Below are 21570 nucleotides of genomic sequence, written 5' to 3'. Positions count from 1 at the left end.
AGATAAACGCGGACTTATTCATGAAAATGACATAAAGGCCCTTCAGGGATTAAAAACCTATGTGGATAACGCATTTAGTATTGACTATTCTGATGGTGCAACAATTGTTGCCAGTAATATAAGGGGCGGATCCAAGAATTTTGAGGGGAATAATGCCTTTGACAAAGATGAAGAAACCTATTGGGCAACAGATGATAATGTTACACAAGCTTCATTGGAGGTAGATTTTGGCAAAGAAATAGAAGTGAATTGCTTGCTTTTACAGGAATACATTCGCTTAGGCCAGAGAATAAAAGGGTTTACCATTGAGGTATTGAAAGACGCCAAATATATCGAAGTTGCCAAAGGGATTACCATAGGCAATCGAAGATTGATAAAATTTAAGACTATTAAAACCCAAAAATTAAGAATAACATTTAATGGTAAGGCATGTCCTGTCATTTCCAACATAGAAGTATATCGTGTCCCTGAAATGATTGGAAAACCAATTATACGTCGCAACAAATCGGGGGAAGTTAGAATATTCTCAGACTCGCCAGACCCAATTTACTATTACACAACAGATGGCTCCGAACCCGGGCGAAACTCTATTAAATATAGCACACCATTTATTTTTGACAATCCTGGAGAAATAAAGGCAAAGGCGTTTTTGGATTCAGGAGACTCCTCGTCTGAAACGGTTACGGTGGAATTTGATGTGCCAAAAACGAAATGGACTTTGACCTCTTCCAGTAAGAGCCATGGTTGGTACCCTATAGAAAATGCAATTGACGGGAATCCTGAAAGTACGTGGTTCACGGAAAAGAACAAAGAAACAAAAAGTCCCTTAACAATGACTTTGGATTTAGGGGAATTATTAACAGTATCCGGTTTTACCTATCTGCCCCGCCAAGATGGACGGAACGAGGGCAATATCTTCAAATACCAAGTAGAGGTAAGTAAAGATGGGAAACAATGGACTACAGTACTGAAAGATAGAGAATTCAGTAATATTGGTAACAATCCTGTCCTTCAAAAAGTGATGTTTTCTAAACCTTTTACTGCAAAATTCTTGCGCCTTACATGTATTGATGATGTGCATACGGAGGGATGGGTGAATGTTGCCGAATTGGGTGTTCTGACCCGTTAATTGAAAAGACAAATCGACATTTAAAATTTACCTAATGAAAAGATTAAAAAAAACGATCCTATTGTTTTTTATCCAATTGATATCAATAGCTTATGTTGTAAATGCTCAGGATCCCGAACCATTTGGCCCTGTTCCAGATGAACGCCAATTAGAATGGCATAAAATGAAATACTATGCCTTTATAGTATTTGGACCAAGTACTTATACAGATATGGAATGGGGATATGGTGATGAATCGCCGGAAGTTTTCAATCCAACACAATTGGATGTTAGTCAATGGGCAAAAGTAGTAAAAGAAGCGGGAATGGAAGGCATAATGATTACAGCCAAACACCATGACGGATTTTGCCTTTGGCCTTCGAAATATACAGAACACTCTGTAAAGAATTCCCCTTGGAAAAATGGCAAAGGCGATATCTTGTTGGATTTGCGAAAAGCATGTGATGAATATGGGCTCAAGCTTGGAATGTATCTTTCACCTTGGGATAGAAATCACAAAGATTATGGCACCGCAAAATACATTGAATATTTCCACAACCAATTAAAAGAATTACTGACCAATTATGGCGATATTTTTGAAGTCTATTTTGATGGTGCAAATGGCGGAGATGGCTATTATGGTGGTAAAAATGAAGTCATAAAAATAGACAATAAAGTTTATTATGAATGGGAGAAAACTTGGGGAATAGTGCGAAAGTTGCAACCAAATGCAGTAATATTTGGCGACGGCGGTCCAGATTTACGTTGGATCGGGAATGAACGAGGCTATGCCCATGACCCCAACTGGAGTATAATGGATAGCAAAATTAACTATCCTGGAGGACCTGTAACTCATGCAATATTGCAAACTGGTGACGAAAATGGCGATACATGGATGCCTTCTGAGGTTAATACCTCTATCCGCCCCGGTTGGTTTTATCACGAAGCGGAAAACAATAAAGTAAAATCAGTTAATGAATTAATTGATATATGGTACCATTCCGTAGGAATGAATGGGAGTCTTATTTTAAATCTTCCTCCGGATAAACGCGGACTTATTCATGAAAATGACATAAAGGCCCTTCAGGGATTAAAAACCTATGTGGATAACGCATTTAGTATTGACTATTCTGATGGTGCAACAATTGTTGCCAGTAATATAAGGGGCGGATCCAAGAATTTTGAGGGGAATAATGCCTTTGACAAAGATGAAGAAACCTATTGGGCAACAGATGATAATGTTACACAAGCTTCATTGGAGGTAGATTTTGGCAAAGAAATAGAAGTGAATTGCTTGCTTTTACAGGAATACATTCGCTTAGGCCAGAGAATAAAAGGGTTTACCATTGAGGTATTGAAAGACGCCAAATATATCGAAGTTGCCAAAGGGATTACCATAGGTAATCGAAGATTGATAAAATTTAAGACTATTAAAACCCAAAAACTAAGAATAACATTTAATGGTAAGGCATGTCCCGTCATTTCCAACATAGAAGTATATCGTGCCCCTGAAATGATTGGAAAACCAATTATACGTCGCAATAAATCGGGGGAAGTTAGAATATTCTCAGACTCGCCAGACCCAATTTACTATTACACAACAGATGGCTCCGAACCTGGGCGAAACTCTATTAAATATAGCAAACCATTTATTTTTGACAATCCTGGACAAATAAAGGCAAAGGCGTTTTTGGATTCAGGAGACTCCTCATCTGAAACGGTTATGGTGGAATTTGATGTGCCAAAAACAAAATGGACTTTGACCTCTTCCAGTAAGAGCCATGGTTGGTACCCTATAGAAAATGCAATTGACGGGAACCCTGAAAGTACGTGGTTCACGGAAAAGAACAAAGAAACAAAAAGTCCATTAACAATGACTTTGGATTTAGGGGAATTATTAACAGTATCCGGTTTCACCTATCTGCCCCGCCAAGATGGACGGAACGAGGCCAATATCTTCAAATACCAAGTCGAGGTAAGTAAAGATGGGAAACAATGGACTACAATACTGAAGGATAGGGAATTCAGTAATATTGGCAACAATCCTGTCCTTCAGAAAGTGATGTTCTCTAAACCTTTTACTGCAAAGTTCTTGCGCCTTACATGTATTGATGATGTGCATACGGAGGGATGGATGAATGTTGCCGAATTGGGCGTTCTGACCCGTTAATTGAAAAGACAAATCAATACTTAAAATTTATCTAATGCAAAGATTAAAAAAAACAATCCTATTATTCACAATAATAGGGACAACCCTTATGGGTTGTGGTTCCAAAGAAAATACCAAGGTCACAGACGAATCCTTTTCCATTGTACCCGAATTACCAAGTGTTGCTCCCGATTATTTCTGTACTTGGAACATACAAGGCTTTGTAGACAGTTATTTGACCAACGAAGGACAAAGGGCCGCCATGAACGAAGCCTATATGATGGGCTCGGGTCAATACCAAAACTGGGTGGATTTCTATCCGAAAATTCGTGAAGACCTAATTTTTGTAATGGATGATTCCTGGGATATTCCCCAAGATCAAAACGGTATGCGCGAGAATAATTACTTAGGGCTGACCGAGTTGGACACGACCCGATTTCCTTCTTTTACGGGAACACCAACAGAACGCTTAAAAAAGCTGGTAGACAGTGTTAAAGCAAAAGGCTGGAGAGGGTTAGGAGGATGGATTTGCGCGCAGGAAGCCCCTATTATGGGCAAGGTAGATCAAGAAGCCTATTGGGTTGAACGCCTCAAGGCAGCCCATGAATCCGGTTTTGCCTATTGGAAAGTGGATTGGGGCGAGCAGGGTAGAAATGGTGAATGGCGGAAGAAACTTACGGATTTGGGAAGAATACATGCTCCAAATTTGGTCATTGAACATGCAATGAAAGAAGAGTACATCGAATTTAGTGATGTATATAGAACATATGATGTAGAGAATGTGATTGCCCAACCTGTTACTTTGCAGCGTATAGCCAGTGTACTGAAGTTTGACACCAAGGATGGCGCAAAGGGCCTCATAAACAGTGAGGACGAACCCTATATTGCTGCAGGTCTTGGAACCACAAGTGCTCTTATGCGACATCCGTTCAATGAAAACCTACCTGATGGCCAGCAGGATTTCGTTTTCCCTCCGGTAGGAAGGGATATCCAACACCGTATGGATGAGTCCATTAGAGGTATTCGATGGCGCCGTATTGCCCAACCCTTTGGAGTGGGAGAGGATACCCATGAAATAGACGATGAACTTTTGACCGATTACTGGATCATGGGTGAACGTGAAACATGGTGTCTTTGGTGTGAAGGTCGTAAACCCGGGGATACCCTCATTGAATCGGCCCCAGCAAGGATAAGTAGAAACCTATCCCTACCCATTGTAAAAGAAAACAAATCCGAAAAACGGCCTTTTGTTCTGGCATCCGAATATTTAAATGGGGCAGCTGCAATTGTGACTGTGGGCAGAGGCTTGGGAAGAGAATATTTTACAGAGCCCGTACACGTAACCCAAAAATTAAATTATTGGGACAAGCCTATCGGGATTTTTGGATACTATAAAGAGTTGACACTTTCGTTTGATGAAATACCAACGGACAAATTAATAATTTATGCCCAAGATTTAGCTTCAGACGTAGCCATTGAAATTACTGACAGAATTATAATTCAAAACAATACGATTATTATATCAGGGGAACTTATTAACGAAATTGGCCTATCGGCCGCATCAGAAGGTGATAAGTCGGACCCGGGAATGGTAATACTAATAAAGCTAATAAAATAAAATGAAACACATACTAATAATATTTTTCCTGTTACTTGGAGTCTGTCACTGCATGGCTCAAAACGAAGATTTGGATTTATCCGGAGAATGGGAGATTTGGTTGGATAAAAATGATTCGGATTTTAATGATTTCGCTTTTGATAAGAAAAAGAAAGAAAAAATTGATCTCCCAGCTACACTGGACGAAGCAGGAATTGGATATAAGACAACAAAGGCCGATGTAGGTCGACTTTCCCGAAAATATAAGTATTACGGTGCAGCTTGGTATCAGAGAGAAATTACCATACCCACTGCATTGGGAGGCAAAGAATTTGAGGTTTTTTTAGAAAGGGTGATGTGGAAATCGGATCTATGGATAGATGGTGATTATATAGGAAGTGCCGTATCCTTGGGCACACCCCACAAATTTGTGCTTGGAAAATTAACAGCTGGAAAGCACACATTAACCCTAAAGATCAATAATAAAATGATATATAATATAGGAGATGTTGGCCATGCCTATACAGATTTTAATCAAACCAAATGGAACGGGGTTTTAGGGGCCATGAAACTTATTCCTAATGACGGATTACAGATCAAAAATTTACAAACTTTTCCAAATCTAAAAAAGAACAACATTGATTTTCAATTTAAATTGAAAAATGAATTCAAGGAAAAAACCGAGGTAATTTTAACTGCAACACTGACTGAATTAGTAACAGGCAATATAATTGACAAAAAGGAAAGTATTGTTGTTGTTCATGAAATAGATTCTACTAAAAACCAATCCTTAACATGGAAAATCACTATCCCAATAAAAGCTTGGAGCTCATTTGATCCATTTTTATACAAATTTTCCCTTCAAGCTTCCAAAGCAAATTTTAAAGATAAGAAAGAAAAAGTTATTGGTTTCAGGGATATTACCATTAGCAAAACTAAAATTATTGTAAATAACACTCCAATATTTATTCGCGGAAACCTTAATAATACAGAATTTCCACTAACTGGTTATCCTCCCACAGACGTGTCTGCATGGGAACGTATTTTTAAAATTCACAAAGATTATGGGCTGAATCATGTGCGCTTTCATTCATGGTGCCCGCCTGAAGCTGCGTTTATAGCTGCTGATAAAGTTGGAATATTACTTCAGGTAGAAACCCTCTGGATTGCTCAATGGATGCGTATTGAAGGGCGTGCTTTTACTCCTGCCCGACCACTCCCGTTGGGAGAGGATCCTGAAGTAAATAAATATATAGAGGAAGAATTGAATAGGATTATCGAAGCATATGGAAACCATCCTTCATTTGCTTTTCTCTGTGTAGGCAATGAATTAGACAATGGCGATTACAATATCATCCAAAAATGGTTGGACAAACTTAAAATTAAAGATGGGGACAGAAGACTCTATTCTTTGTCGGCTTCATGGAACCATGCCTGGAATGATCAATATAAGGTAACGGGCGAACCGTATAACCGGTTTTTTAGAAATCTCCTAGATTTTGAAAAAGAAGATTTGGGATACCCACGTTTTATAAAGGCACCCAATACAAATTGGGATTACGAAGAACTGGATTCACGTTCCCCTGTTCCCCTAATTGCACATGAAATTGGGCAACAGGCAATGTACCCATTATGGTCTGAAATTGAAAAATATACAGGTACACTGGCTCCAAGAAATTATATAAGTTTTATGGAAAAAGCCAAAAAGAATGGAGTATACGAACTAAATAAAGAGATGAGTCAAGCTTCAGGTAAATTAGCGCAGTTACTCTATAAAAATGAAATTGAAGGGATGCTGCGCACACCTTCCTGTGCCGGGTTTGAGTTATTGGGAATGCAAGATTTCCCAGGTCAGGGCGAGGCACTCGTAGGATGGCTAGACGCTTTCTATGATTCAAAAGGAGTAACCGATCCCGAAGAATTTACACAACATTGTGATACTACAGTGGTTCTAATGCGAACCAACAGTTTTATTTATACAAATAACGAAAATCTCAGGGCCAAAATGCAGGTTCATCATTTTGGTGCGTCTGATATAAAAGGAAAACTTTACTGGAAATTAAGTACAGGTTCCAGTACCATAATGGACGGGAACTTAGCTGAGAAATCTATACCTCAGGCCAGCATTACGGATATTGATTCCCTTACTATTTCTTTGAACAGAATAAAAGAGGCTTCCAAAGTTAAACTGGAAGTAGGAATAACAAATTCCGACATAAAAAACACTTGGGATTTTTGGGTGTATCCTGAAAATTCAGGCTCTTTAACAAATGCCGATATATATATTACTTCCGTTTTTGATTCAGCGACAAAAGAGCGATTACAAAAAGGCGAAAAAGTAGTATTGGTCGCAAATGAGCTAGGAGATAAAGAATCTATGTTGCAGGTTAGTTTTGATCCACTCTATTGGTCCCTATCATGGATTCCAAATCAGGCAACGCATACACTTGGAACTTATGTTAGGGATAAACATCCTGCAATGGCCAAGTTTCCAACGGATATATTTACTGGAATGCAATGGAAATCGATCTCTGAAGGAGCTAATTCATTTTATCTGGATAAGCTTGCAAAAAAATACCAACCCATTGTACAACCCATATATGATTTTCATTTCAGCAGAAAAGTGGGTTCAATATTTGAGCTCAAGGTTGGCAAAGGAAAATTATTAGTATGTGGATATAATATATTGGATACAGAAAAAGTGGTAGCAAGGCAACTTAAAAAAAGTTTAATGGAATATGTTGCCTCAGAAGACTTCAATCCTAATTATAAAGTCTCTGAAAACCTATTGGATGGTATGTTCAATCAAACAGCATCAGCGGGTACCAATAAAGAATGAATTGTTAACCATAAGAATATATAACTAAAAATAATTATTCAGTGAAACCATCAATCCATATCATTTGCATATCCCTTATTTTTCTCTTGGATTCATGCGGATGGAAGAAGAATAACTACGAACAGGATTGGATAAGCCTTTTTAACGGCAAGGATCTTAATGACTGGATAGTTAAAATCCACCATCACGAAGTAGGTGATAATTATGCAAATACATTTCGGGTAAACAATGGGGTCATACAGGTCAATTATGACGGTTATAAAACTTTTAACGATCGCTTTGGCCACCTTTTTTACAAGGAACCATTTTCATCCTACCAATTGAAATTTAAATATAGGTTTACAAACCAATGGATGGATGATGCCCCTGGATTTGCTTATAGGAATAGTGGGGTTATGTTTCACTCCCAAGACCCTAAATCAATTTTAAAAGAACAAGATTGGCCAATTTCGGTCGAGTTCCAAATGTTAGCGGCTACAGAGAATGAAAAAGATAGGCCAACTGGCAATATGTGTTCGCCAGGGACCGAAGTGTTTTATAAGAACGAAATGGATCCTCGGCATTGCATTCAATCCTCATCGCCTACTTTTAATTATGACGACTGGGTGAATGGGGAACTTATTGTATATGGAGACTCTTTGGTTATACATAAAATAAATGGTGAAAAAGTGTTGGAATACAACCACCCCCAAATTGGTGGAGGTGTGGTCAACGGGTTTGACCCTGCAATAAAAGTAGATGGCAAACTCCTTTCGGACGGCTATATTGCCCTTCAGGCAGAAGGCCAAGGAGTGGAATTCAAAGACATTAAGATCAAAAAGATGTCAGAAATAAGTGAGCATACTAGTTTCTGATAAAACTGAATCATAACAAATAATGAATTTATATTCAAAATAAATAAGCGAAATGACAAAAAAGATACTTTTAGCGATCTTGTTTGTGTTAGTTCACAAAAACGTACTTGCACAACAAACTGGCGATCCAAACAATTATAATATTAAATCGAAAATGATCGATTTTTCACCAGATAATATTTTAGTGGAGGGCGATTTAGGGAATTTTAAAATCGACCTCACATCAACTGAACTTGAAAATGGTCTCGATTTAGTAAAAATAAAATTATCCGCCAAAACGGAAGAATTGCCACCAAAATTTACGATCAAATGGAAAGTACTTTCAAATGATATTTATAAATTTTGGAATCCCGATTACTCTGTAGACCAGGTAAATTTTTACTATAATTCCATCACCTCTAGTTCTACACGTCATGCACCAGTAATTTCCTTCATGGACAAGGAAGATCTTAATCGTTTTACTTTTGCCCTGGCCGATGGGTTGAACCAAGTTCAGATGGATGCCGGGCTGGTTGAGGAAGATGTGAGTTTTCATTGCCGTTTAACTTTTTTTGCAAAAGAAAATACCCCCATAAAGGAATACTCCACGGAACTACTGATAGACCGGAGGGGGAAACCTTTTTACGAAATCTTAAAGGAAGTAACAGATTGGTGGTCTGGGCACAAGAACTATAAGCCCGCGTATACCCCAGAGGCCGCAAAAGACCCAATGTATTCAACATGGTACAATTTCCACCAGAATATTGAGGTAGAAACCATGTTGGCAGAATCTAGGGAAGGAAAGAAGTATGGCATAGATGCAATCATTATTGATGATGGATGGCAGACCCTGGACGGGCAACGTGGATATGCTTATACAGGTGACTGGCAACCTGATAGGATAAACGACATGCCCACATTTGTGAATGACCTTCATCTTCTTGGGACCAAAGTGTTGCTTTGGTATTCCGTGCCTTTTGTTGGAAAACATGCCAAAAATTACAATCGTTTTAAGGGAAAATATCTATACGAATGGGAGAGTCAAGGTACCTTTATATTGGATCCAAGGTACCCTGAGGTTAGGGAATTTATAATAAATACTTACGAGCAGGCCTTGATCGATTGGAAATTGGACGGTTTTAAATTTGATTTTTTAGGCTTTTTCAGGCCGGACAGTGACACAAAGCTCACTAAAGAAAAGGGTCGTGACCATGCTTCAGTTGACACTGCCGTAGATGATCTGATGACAGAGGTCATGAAGCGATTGCAAAAAATCAATCCCAATGTCGTAATTGAATTTAGACAACCATATATAGGTCCACTAATGAGAAAATATGGCAATATGTTCAGAGCTAGTGATTGCCCTAACATGGCTGTAATCAATAGAGTCCGAACGGTAAATGTAAGGCTTTTGGCTGGAGAGTCCGCGGTTCACGCGGATCCAATAATCTGGAATAATGAAGACCCTGTGGAGGTAGCGGCCCTACAGCTCCTTAATCCCATTTTTGCCGTTCCTCAAATTTCTGTTAAATTAAATCAACTCCCTGAGGACCACAAAAGAATGCTTGCTTTTTGGTTGGGGTATTGGAAATCCAATCGGGAATACCTGCTGAACAAAGGTTTTTATCCAAACGATCCAGAAGCTCTTTATCCCAAGGTGAGTGCCGGGGACGACCAAAAAATGATAACTGCGATTTATAATGATGTTTTTGTAGAGAATAATTATAAGGAGGCTCCTAAAAATTTAGATGTTCTCAATGCTCGGAAAAACACCAATGTTATTCTTATCAATTCAAAAGATTTCGGGAATTACCACTATGAAATTTTCAATTGTCAAGGAACCATTGTTGAATCAGGAACTACTAGGCTAAACCTTGGGGCAATACTATTTAATGTTCCTCCGTCCGGTATGTTAAGTTTAAAAAGATAATCCCCCAAGTATCTAAATCCGGCCCGTATTGAGCAACTGTTTGCAACAACCCAGGTAATGATCTGTAGTAAAGTTTTGAGTTAGTTAGTTGATTAGAAGGGACGTTATTGAAAATATTGACCAGTAGAGATTAGTCATAAAAATGACCCTCATACAATAGTATCGATACGTCCTTTTTCTAAGAAACCCAATTCCTTTTCCGGAAAAAAATTAATACACAAACATGACAAAAAAAATTATAATGGGCATAGTCCTTAGTATTTTAATAGGATGTAATGATGAAAAAACAACAAGTCATACCTCTTTAACAAAAACCAAAATCACCAAGGCAGTCTTAAGTGAACTATACCAAGATTTGTATACTGATTTTGAAAAACAGTCTAAAAAGGTTGTACAGTCTCCGGAGGGATATTTAGAATACCCCTATCTTATACCTGCAGGGTTTTACAAACAAATGTGGGATTGGGATGGGTTTTTTATGGGAAGTTATTTTGTAAGTAAGGGAAAGCCAGAATATTTAAAATACTGGGCCTTAAATTTAATCAAAGGTATTGACGAGGAAGGTTATGTAGCCGGCTGTGCCACCACCGAGGGTCCTAGGCCGATTTTTGGAAAATTTGCCATGAAACCCTTTTTATCCCAAGGTGTTTATTTTTCATCTGAAGGTTTGAATGATTTCACATGGGTTAAACCACACTACGAACGACTTAAAAAAGTACTTACTTATCGTGAAATAACCCAACAGGATGAAAAAACAGGACTCTTTTACTGGGATGTAGCCATGCAAAGCGGTGCTGATAATAATGTGGCTATGAACTATTTTCAGCAAGATACGCGATCTTTTTTAGCTCCAGACGCTAGTGCCTTACAATACAAGGAGTATTTGGCTCAAGCTGCTATTTCAAAAATGCTTGGAAAGAAAAAAGATGCAACCATTTACACAGAAAAAGCTGAAAAATTAAAAAAAGCCATCAATGATATACTTTGGTCGGAAGAAGACCAAATATATTATACGGTAGATAGAGAAACTGGAAGATTTTATAAAAGAATATCCTATTCATCATTTGTTCCATTAATGGCTGGAATCGCTTCTTTGACCATGGGAAAATCTACTATCGAAAAATATTTATTACAACCTGAACACATGAAAGCTAAATATGGTTTAAGATCCTTGTCCGCTTCAGATCCTGATTATAATAATAAAAATATTATTGTACCATTTTCCAATTGGCAAGGTCCCGTTTGGCCTATAGCAAATTACATCTATTCCATAGGTCTTAAAAAATATGGTTTTAATACAGAATTGGAGTGGTTAGGTTATACAATGGGATCATTACTAGTGGATGATATTGATACATACGATACCATGCATGAAAATTACAATGCTGATACTGGAGAACCTTTGGCTCCAAGCGATGATCATGTTGATGAAAATGGGAAAATCGTAGGCTTTGTAAGTTGGAATCTCTGTACAGAAAACATACTTAACGGACTGGTCAACAACAAATGGATGCTGTTGGATATTAATTGAACAATATACAAATGCAAGAAAAATTAATATGATAGGAGCTTTTGTTTATTTAACAATAATAGAAATTTTATGAATTCTACTAAATATAATTTCACATACATTCTTTTTCTGGCCTTGGCTACTGCCATGGGCGGTTTTTTGTTCGGTTACGATTGGGTGGTAATTGGAGGGGCAAAACCCTTTTACGAACTTTATTTCGGCATTTCGGAAATGCCTTCATGGCAGGGATGGGCCATGAGTAGTGCATTGATCGGATGCGTTTTTGGCGCAGTACTTTCGGGCATATTAGCAGATAGGTGGGGACGAAAAAATGCTCTTATATTGGCGGCAGCTCTTTTTATCGTATCCGCCTATGGAACAGGGTATACTGACCAATTTTCCAATTTTATTCTTTATCGTTTGCTTGGAGGACTAGGAATTGGTCTTGCCTCTACTCTATCTCCCATGTACATCGCCGAAATTTCACCTGCAAAATATCGGGGACGATTAGTTGCCATTAACCAATTGACCATTGTAATTGGAATTCTATGTGCACAAATAGCCAATTGGGTTATTGCGGATTCAATACCGACTACGCTAAGAGCAGATGAAATTTTAGCTTCATGGAACACACAAACAGGATGGCGTTGGATGTTTTGGGCTGAGCTTATTCCTGCTGGGCTTTTCTTCATCCTCATGCTTTTGGTTCCTAAAAGCCCTAGATTTCTAGTTAAAATGGGCAAAATCGACAAGGCAATGGCAGTTTTGGAAAAAATTGGGGGAAAACCTTATGCAGCATTGGAAATACGGAACATGCAACGTACACTGAAAAACGATAGCCGAAAAAGGATATCGTATGCTGAACTTAAAGATCCCAAGGTCTTTCCCATTCTTGTGATTGGAATTGTTATTGCCGTTTTTCAACAGTGGAGTGGCATCAATATCATCTTTAATTATGCCGAAGAAATTTTCACCGCTGCAGGATATAGCGTTGGCGATATGTTATTCAATATTATCATTACCGGAAGCGTCAACCTTATTTTTACATTTGTCGCTATGCGTACGGTTGATAGTTGGGGGCGCAGAAAACTAATGCTTATTGGTTCTATAGGATTGGCCGTTGTATATGCCCTTTTGGGCAGTGCCTACTATTTTGGATTCAGTGGATGGCCGGTGCTCGTTTTGGTAATTACGGCAATTGCAATTTACGCTATGTCGCTGGCCCCTCTTACATGGGTTGTACTTTCAGAGATTTTCCCAAATAGGTTACGGGGGGTTGCCATGTCCATTGCCACCTTTTCTCTTTGGGTAGCTTCGTTCGTGCTCACCTTTACCTTTCCTATCCTGAACAAAACTCTTGGATCTTATGGAACTTTTTGGGTGTACAGCCTTATATGTTTAATAGGTTTTGTTTTTATCAAAACAAAACTACCCGAAACTAAAGGAAAAAGTTTAGAGGAAATAGAGTTTGGCTTGACAAATGAAAAATAAGGAATTTACAGAAATAAGTAACGAAAATGGATACACGGCCAAATTTTTAAATTATGGGGCCCGTTGGGCAGAAATGCTTGTGCCAGACAAACAAGGTGTTATGGAGGATGTGCTTTTAGGCTTCAGAAATGGGGATGATTATGAGGGTGCAGAAGAAAAATACCATGGTGCAGTCATTGGTAGATATTGTGGCAGAATTCCAAATGGATCTTTTGAAGATGAAAATATCAAGGTTAAACTTCCCTTGAACGAAGCTGGGAAAAATCATTTGCATGGCGGCAAAAATGGATTCCATCAAAAGTACTGGAACATATTGCCTGGGTATACTTCAAAGAACAGTGTAGGATATTCCCTGTATTCCAAAGAAGTGGAAGAAGGATATCCAGGAGATTTAGAGGTTAGGGTAATTTATACCCTCACCAATGAGAATCAAATTGTTTTTGAAGTAAAGGCCGTGCCATCAAAAAGAACCATCCTGAATATCACCAATCATGCTTTTTTTAATTTAAGCGGATGTGTGGCCGATTTGAGTTTTCATCAATTTAGCATTAATGGTGATCGATTGTCCCAAGATGCAAATTTTATTTTAACAAATAATATCATAAAATCAAAAGGCCTTCAAAAAGTGCTATTGAAAAGTGAGGTTTCCTCTGCTTTTTTATTAAAAAAATCAAAAAATGTTCCCGATGCAATATTGTCCCATCCCGCCTCGGGTAGATATTTAAAACTATTTACCAACCAGACTTCAATACAACTTTACAATGGTTTTTTCATGACTGGTACCGATTACGGTAAGAAGGGGGTTAAATACCATCCCAATATGGGCCTGGCAATAGAACCTCAACACCTACTACCCCATAAACTAAAGGTTGTCTCTGCCAATGAAACATATATCCATAGAACCATATACCAATTCGGTGTTGATGGACACATGTAGTTAACTAGACAAAAATAAGGCATATCAAAAGAAATCAGATTAAGAACTTAATAAAATTGATCAATATGAACAAAGTACAGGCTTGGAAGGATAAGGTAACTATTCCCACCTATGAAATAGGTGAAGCAGAAAAATATCCCATTTTTTTGGAAAAAAGAGTCTATCAAGGTAGTAGTGGATCAGTCTATCCCAACCCAGTGGTGGAGTACATTAAAGATGAGAAAATTGACAAAGAATGGGAAGTTGTCTTTATCGAGAACAATTATATAAAAATAATGATAATACCTTCTCTTGGAGGTAGAATACAAATGGCTTATGATAAAATAAGGGAACGTCATTTTGTATACTACAACCATGTAATAAAACCTGCATTGGTAGGTCTTACTGGTCCTTGGATCTCTGGAGGTATAGAATTCAACTGGCCACAGCACCATAGACCGAGCACTTATGATCCCACAGATTTTTACATTGAGAAAAATAAGGATGGCAGTAAGACGGTATGGGTAAGCGAAGTGGAACGCATGTTCCGTACCAAGGGTATGGCAGGCTTCACCTTACACCCGGACAAGGCCTACCTAGAAATTAAAGGACAATTATACAACCGTACGCCATATGCTCAGACTTTTCTATGGTGGGCCAATCCAGCTGTAGCGGTCAATGACCATTATCAATCTGTTTTTCCGCCAGATGTAAATGCAGTGTTCGACCACGGTAAACGGGATGTTTCGGAATTTCCTATTGCCAAAGGAGAATATTATAAAGTAGATTATTCCCCTGGCACAGATATCTCCCGATACAAAAATATCCCAGTACCCACGTCTTATATGGCTATAACTTCCGAGTATGATTTTGTAGGTGGATATGAAAACGACAGCAAGGGTGGACTGCTTCACATAGCGGACCACCATGTATCTCCGGGAAAAAAACAATGGACCTGGGGCAACGGTGATTTCGGATATGCCTGGGACAGCAACCTAACGGATAATGATGGACCATACATTGAGCTTATGTGCGGTATTTATACCGACAACCAACCCGATTTTTCTTGGATGCACCCCTATGAGGAAAAAAGTTTCAAACAATATTTTCTTCCATACCATAATGTGGGTCTAGTAAAAAATGCCACCAAGGAAGCTCTGCTAAACTTGGAATTAAAAGATGGAAAGGCAACACTTAAAGTACACGTTACCTCTATTTATCCAGATTGCACTATACAATTATCGATTCGAGACCAATTAATTTTAGAACAAAAGGTCAGCTTAAATCCAAAAGATGGATTTGAAAAAACTATTTCCGTGGATGGTACTTCCTCTGAAAGCATTAAAGCGAATGTCGTGGATAACAAAGGAAATGTCTTGGTTTCTTGGACTGCACAGGATTACAAGAACCTAACAGTTCCCGAGGCCGCCAAAGCGGCTAAGCACCCCAAGAATATTCAAAGTATTGAACAATTGTACCTTCAAGGACTGCATCTGGAACAGTACCGCCATGCCACATACGACCCATCGGCATATTATATGGAAGCCCTATCCCGGGAACCGGGAAATGTGCGTTGCAATAACGCCATGGGCCTTTGGAATTTGAAACGAGGTAAGTTCGAAACTGCGTTATCTTTTTTTGAAAAGGCTATAGAGACTTTAACGGAGCGTAACCCTAACCCATATGACGGGGAATCTTATTTTAACAAAGGATTGGCTCTAAACCTTTTAGGGAGGAAGGAAGAAGCCTATACAGCTTTCTACAAATCCTGCTGGAACGCCCCTTGGCAAGATGCCGGTTATTTCAACGTTGCACAGCTGGATACTCTCCATGGCAATTATGAAAAGGCATTGGAACATGTGGATAAGTCCCTTATAAAAAACTGGCACAACCACAAAGCAAGGCATTTAAAAATCATTCTCCTTAGGAAATTGGGAAGGGTGAAAGAAGCCTTTAAATTGGCGGAAGATTCCTTGACTATAGACCGCTTTAATTTTGGGGCATTATATGAAAAATATATATTGAGTAAAAACCCGGAAGACTTAATAGTTTTCCAGGAACAACTTAGGGATTACACACATAATTATATTGAATTTTCTTTAGATTATGCCCAAGTCGGGCAGTACGATGATGCCATTGCTTTATTAGACCTATTTACTGGGAATAAGAAAGAAGTCTACCCAATGATTCCTTATCTATTGGGATGGTGTCATGAACAAAACGGAGATTTGGAATGCGCCAAGAAAAATTACCGGAAGGCCGAAAAAATGCCAATGGATTATTGCTTTCCAAATAGACTGGAAGAAATACTAGTTCTAGAATCAGCAATAAAAAATAATCCTTCAGATGCAAGAGCACCGTATTATCTAGGCAATTATTGGTATGCCTCGAAACAATACCAACAAGCTAAGGAAAGTTGGGAGTCGGCCATAAAACTGGATAATAACAATCCCATTTGTCACCGAAATTTGGCCTTACTTTATTATAACAAAGAAGGACTCAAAGACTTAGCCAAACAACATTTGGAAATGGCATTCTCCTTGGACAGGAATAATGCTAGAGTCCTAATGGAACTGGATCAACTAAACAAAAAAATGAACATCCCTATAAATGAACGCCTAGAGTTTTTGGAAGCAAACCTTCCCTTGACCGAATCAAGGGACGATCTCTACTTGGACAGGCTAACCTTGTACAATTTTAATGGCATGCACAGAGAAGCATTGAAACTAATTGAGCAAAGGCAGTTCCATCCTTGGGAAGGGGGCGAAGGAAAGGTACCTTTTCAATATATTACGGCACATGTAGAACTCGCCAAAACACATCTGAAAGAAGGGGAATATCATATAGCCATAGAACATTTACATGCTGCCCAGACCTACCCCCACAATCTAGGGGAAGGAAAACTTTTCGGGGCTCAAGAGAATGATATCTACTATTGGCTAGGTTGCGCTTATGATAAACTTGGGAATGAAAAATTGTCATTAAAAAACTGGAAAATCGCATCCGAGGGCTTGAGCGACCCTAGTCCTGCCATGTTTTATAATGACCAGCAACCTGACAAAATATTCTACCAGGGCTTGGCATTATTGAAGTTGGGAAGGAAGAAGGAAGCTGAACTGAGATTTAAGAACCTTATACAATATGGAGAATCACATATGCACGATGATATCAAATTGGATTATTTTGCTGTTTCCCTACCTGATCTTCTGATTTGGGAAGAAGATCTAAACATACGGAATCAAATTCATTGTACGTACTTAACGGGCTTAGGAAAATTAGGGCTTGGGCAAACTGAAGGGGCTAAAATGGCTTTTCAGGAAGTCATATCGAAAGACATTTATCACTTACCATCTTACATACATTTAGGAATGGTCCAGTTGGAAGAATTAGAATTTTAATTATGCCTAAAAACTGGAGGAATAACCCATTCACAATCCTATTAGACAACGTATATGTTAGTTGAAAACATGGAATATAAGAAAATACGACGTGTACCTAATAATAAATCAAGGTACTTGTAAAAAACAGCTACAACCCTTTTAAATATATTTCTAAAAAAAAGCTAAAAAGAACAACCAATACTTGCATGTTGATTTGTAATGCAGGAGAGGTTTTTGGAATTATATCATATTAAATTAAGACGAGGAAAGTACTATAAATTGCGACATAAAATTTGTTCAAAAATATAAATTAAATACAAATGAAATATAGATTACATTACCTATCACTATCAATAATATTAATGTTTATCACGCTAACATCTTGTAAAAAGAAAAACGAATCGATAGAAGAATTAGCCTTGGCCATACCATCCGATGTACAATATAAATGGCAAGAACAGGAACGCATTATGTTCCTATGTCTTGACCCCTGTACCTGGCAAGGACGGGAATTCGATGACCATTCTACGCCTTTGGAAAGAATCAATCCAAAAAAATTGGATACCGACCAATGGTGCGAAGTTGCCCAATCCTGGGGTGCCAAAGAGATTCTTTTTGTTGCCAAACATACAGGTGGTTTTTGTTGGTGGCAGACAGAAAGCACTGATTATAGTATCAAGAGTACACCTTATAAAGGCGGTAAAGGAGATGTGTTAAAAGAACTATCAGAATCATGTAAAAAGTATGGACTAAACCTAGGTATCTATGTCTATCCCGGAGATGAAACTTGGGGAGCAGGAATAGGTAGCGGTGGAATTACCGCGGATCCGGCGAAGCAGGAAGGTTATAACAAAGTATTCAGACAACAACTAACGGAAACCCTTTCCAATTATGGAGATGTTATGGAAGTATGGTTCGATGGAAGCCTTAAAATAGATGTTTCGGATATTATGGAAAAGTATGCCAAAAATTCGGTTGTTTTCCAAGGTCCCCATGCAACCGTACGTTGGCCTGGAACCGAATCCGGAAAATTATTTTATCCCGCCTGGAATACCGTAAAAAAGGAGGATTTGGACACCGGACTTGCTACCCAAATTCACGGGGACCCCAACGGAGATGTTTGGGCTCCACTAGAATCCAATACTACTCTGTACAATCACTACTGGTTCTGGAGTCCAGAGAAGGAAAAAAAGAGAAAATCCATAAAAGAGTTAATGGATATCTATTATAGATCTGTAGGATACGGAAGTGTACTCTTGTTGAACTCTACCCCTGATACTACCGGATTGATTCCCGCAAATGATGTAAAACATTATAAAGAATTTGCACAAGAAATAGACCGAAGGTTCAAGATTCCTTTAGCGGAAGTAAGTGACAAGCAGGGCCAGATTACAAATTTGACCTTGCCAAAAAACCAAAAATTGAACCATGTGGTCATCATGGAGGATTACCGCCAGGGCCATCGCATCAGGGAATATCTGGTTGAAGGTTTGGTCAATGGAAAATGGAAGGAACTTAGCAAAGGGACCTCGGTAGGGCGCAAGAAAATCGATTATTTTCCCGACGTCGAAGTTTCCGAAATCCGCTTGAATGTCACCCGTTCGGTCGGAAGTCCCCTTCTTCGCAAATTATCAGCTTACTACGTGGAAAACTTTGAACCCCCATTGATTGAACCAGTTCATGCGAACTCACCTTGGACTGTGGTGGGAAAGTGGAACTCAGAATCCTTTGTTGAAAATACCGTTACAATTGAAATTGACTTATCGGACCAAATAATATTGCCAGGACAATATACCCTAAGATTGGTTTCTGATTCTGATATAACAATCACGGATGTGGAAATACATTATGACAACCAAAAGGCAATGGATGATTATTTCAAAATTTCTGGGAACGAAGTATCCATCAATAGAACGGCAATGGTTACCAACGAAAGTAGCTCAATACTTTATCTCACATTTGAAAGTGATACACAGAATTTCGGAAATGTTGAATTTAGACCTGCGTTAATATATTAGAATTAGTTCTATTGTATCTCCTCACCTCTAATTATGACTCTTTGCATAATGAGACCAGACAAATTTTGGGACCTGAACAAAGTCTTGAATAATTCGAAATTAGTCCGTGAATAAATAATCTACAAAAATGAAATATAATCAACGTTTCCTATTAATTTTATTAATCTTCTGCACGCTAGCATTCTGTGAAGAAGTAATCGGCCAAGCTCAAGAAATAACCTTGGCCAAACCGTCCGGCATACAATATAAATGGCAGGAACAAGAACGCATAATGTTTCTCCATTTTGACCCAGCTACATGGCAAAAACGGGAATTCGATGACCATTCTACGCCTTTGGAAAGAATCAATCCAAAAAAATTGGATACCGACCAATGGTGCGAAGTTGCCCAATCCTGGGGTGCCAAAGAGATTCTTTTTGTTGCCAAACATGTTGGAGGCTTTTGTTGGTGGCAGACAGAAAGCACTGATTACAGCATTAAGAAAACATCCTATAAAAATGGGGAGGGAGATGTATTAAAAGAACTATCAGAATCGTGCGAAAAGTATGGACTAAATCTAGGTATCTATGTCTATCCCGGGGATCAAACCTGGGGAGCAGGAATAGGTAGCGGTGGAATTACCGCGGATCCGGCGAAGCAGGAAGGTTATAACAAAGTATTCAGACAACAACTAACGGAAACCCTTTCCAATTATGGAGATGTTATGGAAGTATGGTTCGATGGAAGCCTTAAAATAGATGTTTCGGATATTATGGAAAAGTATGCTAAAAATTCGGTTGTTTTCCAAGGTCCCCATGCAACCTTACGTTGTCCTGGAACCGAATCCGGAAAATTATTTTATCCCGCCTGGAATACCGTAAAAAAGGAGGATTTGGACACCGGACTTGCTACCCAAATTCACGGGGACCCCAACGGAGATGTTTGGGCTCCACTAGAATCCAATACTACTCTGTACAATCACTACTGGTTCTGGAGTCCAGAGAAGGAAAAAAAGAGAAAATCCATAAAAGAGTTAATGGATATCTATTATAGATCTGTAGGATACGGAAGTGTACTCTTGTTGAACTCTACCCCTGATACTACCGGATTGATTCCCGCAAATGATGTAAAACATTATAAAGAATTTGCACAAGAAATAGACCGAAGGTTCAAGATTCCTTTAGCGGAAGTAAGTGACAAGCAGGGCCAGATTACAAATTTGACCTTGCCAAAAAACCAAAAATTGAACCATGTGGTCATCATGGAGGATTACCGCCAGGGCCATCGCATCAGGGAATATCTGGTTGAAGGTTTGGTCAATGGAAAATGGAAGGAACTTAGCAAAGGGACCTCGGTAGGGCGCAAGAAAATCGATTATTTTCCCGACGTCGAAGTTTCCGAAATCCGCTTGAATGTCACCCGTTCGGTCGGAAGTCCCCTTCTTCGCAAATTATCAGCTTACTACGTGGAAAACTTTGAACCCCCATTGATTGAACCAGTTCATGCGAACTCACCTTGGACTGTGGTGGGAAAGTGGAACTCAGAATCCTTTGTTGAAAATACCGTTACAATTGAAATTGACTTATCGGACCAAATAATATTGCCAGGACAATATACCCTAAGATTGGTTTCTGATTCTGATATAACAATCACGGATGTGGAAATACATTATGACAACCAAAAGGCAATGGATGATTATTTCAAAATTTCTGGGAACGAAGTATCCATCAATAGAACGGCAATGGTTACCAACGAAAGTAGCTCAATACTTTATCTCACATTTGAAAGTGATACACAGAATTTCGGAAATGTTGAATTTA

The 21570-nt window shown here is 38.7% G+C and carries 12 protein-coding genes; all 12 read left to right on the top strand.

What is annotated here, in order from left to right; all coding sequences use genetic code 11:
* The coding region (locus C7972_RS23980; protein WP_181422981.1) for a discoidin domain-containing protein at positions 1-1129 on the top strand (1129 nt) is incomplete at its 5' end.
* 34 nt (positions 1130-1163) lie between these two features.
* On the top strand, positions 1164-3278 hold the full coding sequence (locus C7972_RS23105; RefSeq protein WP_110358533.1) for an alpha-L-fucosidase: 2115 nt from the start codon (positions 1164-1166) through the stop codon (positions 3276-3278).
* A gap of 34 nt (positions 3279-3312) precedes the next feature.
* Positions 3313-4875, top strand: coding sequence for a hypothetical protein (locus C7972_RS23100; RefSeq protein WP_110358532.1), 1563 nt, complete (start codon positions 3313-3315; stop codon positions 4873-4875).
* A gap of 1 nt (position 4876) precedes the next feature.
* On the top strand, positions 4877-7693 hold the full coding sequence (locus tag C7972_RS23095; protein ID WP_110358531.1) for a sugar-binding domain-containing protein: 2817 nt from the start codon (positions 4877-4879) through the stop codon (positions 7691-7693).
* Positions 7694-7734: 41 nt separating this feature from the next.
* The gene (locus C7972_RS23090; RefSeq protein WP_258364933.1) at positions 7735-8547 is read left to right on the top strand and encodes a DUF1080 domain-containing protein; all 813 of its coding nucleotides are present in this window, start codon (positions 7735-7737) and stop codon (positions 8545-8547) included.
* 52 nt (positions 8548-8599) lie between these two features.
* Positions 8600-10456: a glycoside hydrolase family 36 protein gene (locus C7972_RS23085; protein ID WP_110358530.1), complete on the top strand. Its 1857-nt coding sequence runs from the start codon at positions 8600-8602 to the stop codon at positions 10454-10456.
* A gap of 223 nt (positions 10457-10679) precedes the next feature.
* Positions 10680-11987: a trehalase family glycosidase gene (locus C7972_RS23080; RefSeq protein WP_110358529.1), complete on the top strand. Its 1308-nt coding sequence runs from the start codon at positions 10680-10682 to the stop codon at positions 11985-11987.
* Positions 11988-12056: 69 nt separating this feature from the next.
* Positions 12057-13457, top strand: a complete 1401-nt coding sequence (locus tag C7972_RS23075; protein ID WP_110358528.1) for a sugar porter family MFS transporter — start codon at positions 12057-12059, stop codon at positions 13455-13457.
* Positions 13447-14394: an aldose epimerase family protein gene (locus tag C7972_RS23070; protein WP_110358527.1), complete on the top strand. Its 948-nt coding sequence runs from the start codon at positions 13447-13449 to the stop codon at positions 14392-14394. Before C7972_RS23075 ends, C7972_RS23070 begins: the two co-directional genes overlap by 11 nt.
* 65 nt (positions 14395-14459) lie before the next feature.
* Positions 14460-17771, top strand: coding sequence for a DUF5107 domain-containing protein (locus C7972_RS23065; protein WP_110358526.1), 3312 nt, complete (start codon positions 14460-14462; stop codon positions 17769-17771).
* A 302-nt stretch (positions 17772-18073) separates the two neighbouring features.
* Entirely contained in the window at positions 18074-19771 is a 1698-nt protein-coding gene (locus C7972_RS23060) for an alpha-L-fucosidase (RefSeq protein WP_110358525.1), read from the top strand.
* A 127-nt stretch (positions 19772-19898) separates the two neighbouring features.
* Positions 19899-21570 (top strand): alpha-L-fucosidase (locus tag C7972_RS23055; RefSeq protein WP_110358524.1); only part of this gene is annotated, 1672 nt, incomplete at its 3' end.

It is taken from the genome of Arenibacter sp. ARW7G5Y1 (assembly GCF_003201775.1).
Taxonomy (GTDB): domain Bacteria; phylum Bacteroidota; class Bacteroidia; order Flavobacteriales; family Flavobacteriaceae; genus Arenibacter.
Note: the sequence above shows the minus strand (reverse complement) of the source record. Positions and strands in the feature narration are given on the sequence as shown.

Bases quoted from the DNA above. Each gene is read 5' to 3' on its own strand.
- C7972_RS23105 (WP_110358533.1), top strand. From the start codon at position 1,164: ATGAAAAGATTAAAAAAAACGATCCTATTGTTTTTTATCCAATTGATA.
- C7972_RS23100 (WP_110358532.1), top strand. From the start codon at position 3,313: ATGCAAAGATTAAAAAAAACAATCCTATTATTCACAATAATAGGGACA.
- C7972_RS23095 (WP_110358531.1), top strand. From the start codon at position 4,877: ATGAAACACATACTAATAATATTTTTCCTGTTACTTGGAGTCTGTCAC.
- C7972_RS23085 (WP_110358530.1), top strand. From the start codon at position 8,600: ATGACAAAAAAGATACTTTTAGCGATCTTGTTTGTGTTAGTTCACAAA.
- C7972_RS23080 (WP_110358529.1), top strand. From the start codon at position 10,680: ATGACAAAAAAAATTATAATGGGCATAGTCCTTAGTATTTTAATAGGA.
- C7972_RS23075 (WP_110358528.1), top strand. From the start codon at position 12,057: ATGAATTCTACTAAATATAATTTCACATACATTCTTTTTCTGGCCTTG.
- C7972_RS23070 (WP_110358527.1), top strand. From the start codon at position 13,447: ATGAAAAATAAGGAATTTACAGAAATAAGTAACGAAAATGGATACACG.
- C7972_RS23065 (WP_110358526.1), top strand. From the start codon at position 14,460: ATGAACAAAGTACAGGCTTGGAAGGATAAGGTAACTATTCCCACCTAT.
- C7972_RS23060 (WP_110358525.1), top strand. From the start codon at position 18,074: ATGAAATATAGATTACATTACCTATCACTATCAATAATATTAATGTTT.